The organism is Streptomyces europaeiscabiei (assembly GCF_001550375.1).
GTDB classification, from domain to species: domain Bacteria; phylum Actinomycetota; class Actinomycetes; order Streptomycetales; family Streptomycetaceae; genus Streptomyces; species Streptomyces europaeiscabiei.
Genome location: NZ_LRTR01000629.1, coordinates 1 through 2,791 on the forward strand (window position 1 = coordinate 1; position 2,791 = coordinate 2,791).

1 protein-coding gene is annotated in these 2,791 nt (G+C 75.6%); it reads right to left on the reverse strand.

The window, feature by feature from the left end:
* The coding region (locus AWZ10_RS30770; protein WP_159058398.1) for a type I polyketide synthase at positions 1-2,791 on the reverse strand (2,791 nt) is incomplete at both ends.

A 2,791-nucleotide genomic window follows, 5' to 3' on the forward strand; every position in this document is an offset into this window, starting at 1 on the left:
GCGGCCAGCAGCGTCTCCGCCTCGTCGCGGTCGTCGCGCAGGGCGGGCACGGCGAGCGGGGCGGTGCCCTGCCAGCCGCCCTGGGCGAGGGCGGTCAGGGTGGTGTCGGGGCCGAGTTCGAGGAGGCGGACGACGCCGCGTTCCTCCAGGGCGGTGACGCCGTCGGCGAACCGTACGGCGTGCCGCACGTGCCGTACCCAGTATTCCGGGTCGGTGAGGTCGCCGGGTTCGGCGAGGCGGCCGGTGAGGTCGGAGACGACCGGGATGCGCGGCTCGGCGTACGCGACGGCGGCGGCGACGGCCCGGAAGTCGTCGAGCATGGCGTCCATGCGCGGGGAGTGGAAGGCGTGGCTGACCCGCAGGCGGGTGGTCTTGCGGCCCTGTGCGGCGAAGTGCGCGGCGACCGCGAGCGCGGCGTCCTCGTCACCGGAGACGACCACGGAGCGGGGGCCGTTGACGGCGGCCACGCCGAGGACGTCCTCGCGTCCGGCGAGCAGCGGCAGCACTTCGTCCTCGGCTGCCTGAAGGGCGATCATCGCGCCGCCCTCGGGCAGCGTCTGCATGAGCCGGCCGCGGGCGGCGACCAGGCGGCAGGCGTCGGGCAGGGTGAGCACCCCGGCCGCGTGGGCGGCGGCGATCTCGCCGACGGAGTGCCCGAGGAGGTGGGTGGGGCGCACCCCGAACGACTCCAGGAGCCGGAAGAGGGCGACCTCGGCGGCGAACAGGGCGGGCTGGGCGTACTCGGTGCGGTTCAGGGTGTCGGCGTCGTCCCCGTGCACGACCTCGGCGAGCGGGCGCGGCAGCAGTCCGTCGAAGTGGCCGCAGACGGCGTCGAAGGCGTCGGCGTACGCGGGGAACGCCTGGTACAGGCCGTGGCCCATGCCGGGACGCTGGGTGCCCTGGCCGGCGAACAGGAACGCGGTCCCGCCCGTGGTGAGGGTGTTTCCGGTGACGACGGCGGGGTGTGTCCGGCCGTCGGCGAGCGCGCGGAGTCCGGCCAGCAGGGCGTCGCGGCCGGTGCCGGTGACGGCGGTGCGGTGCTCCAGCGGGGCGCGGGTGAACGCGAGAGCGTGCGCGACGTCGGCGGCGTCCAGGCCGCTGTGCTGTTCGAGGTGGGCGAGGAGCCGGCCGGCTTGGTCGCGCAGGGCGGGCGCGCTGCGCGCGGCGAGCAGCCAGGGCAGGGCGGTGCGGTCGGTGTCGGTGTCCCCGCGTCCGGGGGTGGGCGTGGTGGACGCGTCCGGCGTCGCGGGCGGTTCGGCGAGGATGACGTGGGCGTTGGTGCCGGAGACGCCGAACGCGGAGACCCCGGCGCGGCGGATGCTCTCGCCGGCGGGCCAGGCGACGGCTTCGTGCAGCAGTCGGATCCGCCCGCTGTCCCAGTCGACTCGGGACGAGGGCTGCCCGGCGTGCAGGGTGCGCGGCAGGGTGTCGTTGCGCAGGGCGAGGATCATCTTGATGATGCCGACGGCTCCGGCCGCGGCCTGGGTGTGCCCCAGGTTGGACTTGACCGAGCCGAGCCACAGTGGCCGGTCCTCGGGCCGCTCCTGGCCGTACGCCGCCAGCAGCGCCTGTGCCTCGACGGGGTCGCCGAGCGTGGTGCCGGTGCCGTGCGCCTCCACGACGTCGACGTCCCGGGGGGAGAGCCCGGCGAAGGCCAGCGCCTGCCGGATGACACGTTGCTGGGAGGGGCCGTTGGGGGCGGTCAGGCCGTTGGAGGCGCCGTCCTGGTTGACGGCCGTGCCCTCCACCACGGCCAGCACGCGGTGACCGGCTCGGCGGGCGTCGGAGAGCCGCTCCACGACGAGTACGCCGACGCCCTCGGCCCAGCCGGTGCCGTCGGCGTCGTCGGAGAACGCCTTGCAGCGGCCGTCGGGCGCGAGGCCGCCCTGGAGGCTGAACTCGACGAAGGCGCCCGGGTCCGCCATGACGGTGACGCCGCCCACGAGCGCCAGGTCGCACTCGCCGCCGCGCAGCGACTGCGCGGCCAGGTGCAGGGCCACCAGGGAGGACGAACAGGCGGTGTCGACGGTGACGGCCGGGCCTTCCAGGCCGAGGGAGTAGGCGATACGGCCGGAGATCACGCTGCCCGCCTGACCGGTCAGCAGATGTCCCCCGAGCCCCTCGGGAATCTCGGTCAGACCGGTCGCGTAGCCGGAGCTGCCGGCTCCGACGAAGACGCCGGTGCGGGAGCCCTTCAGCGCGGTGGGGGCGATCCCGGAGTGCTCCAAAGCCTCCCAGGAGGTCTCCAGGACGAGCCGCTGCTGCGGGTCGAGGGCCTGGGCCTCACGGGGGCTGATCCCGAAGAACGCGGCGTCGAACGCGGACGCCCGCGCCAGGAAGCCCCCGGACCGGGTGTCGCTGGCCTCCAGCAGGCCGGTCAGGTCCCAGCCGCGGTCCTCGGGGAAGGCGCCGACGGCGTCACCGCCGGCCGCGAGGAGATCCCACAGCTGGTCCGGGCCGTCGATGCCGCCGGGCAGACGGCATCCCATGCCGACGATGACGACGGGGTCGGTGTCGGTCGCCCGCACCGGGGCTTCCTGCCGCTCCCGCTCGGCCCCGTACAGCTCGTCCCGCAGGCGGGCGGCGACGGCGAGCGGCGTGGGGTGGTCGAAGACGAGGGTGCTGGGCAGGGTGATGCCGGTCTCGGCGGTGAGGGCGTTGCGCAGTTCGACCGCGGTCAGCGAGTCGAAGCCCATCTCGCGGAAGGCCCGGCCGACGGCGACGGCGGCCGGGTCGGTGTGGCCGAGCGCGGCGGCGGCCCTGCGGCGCACCAGGTCGAGCAGGGCGGCGT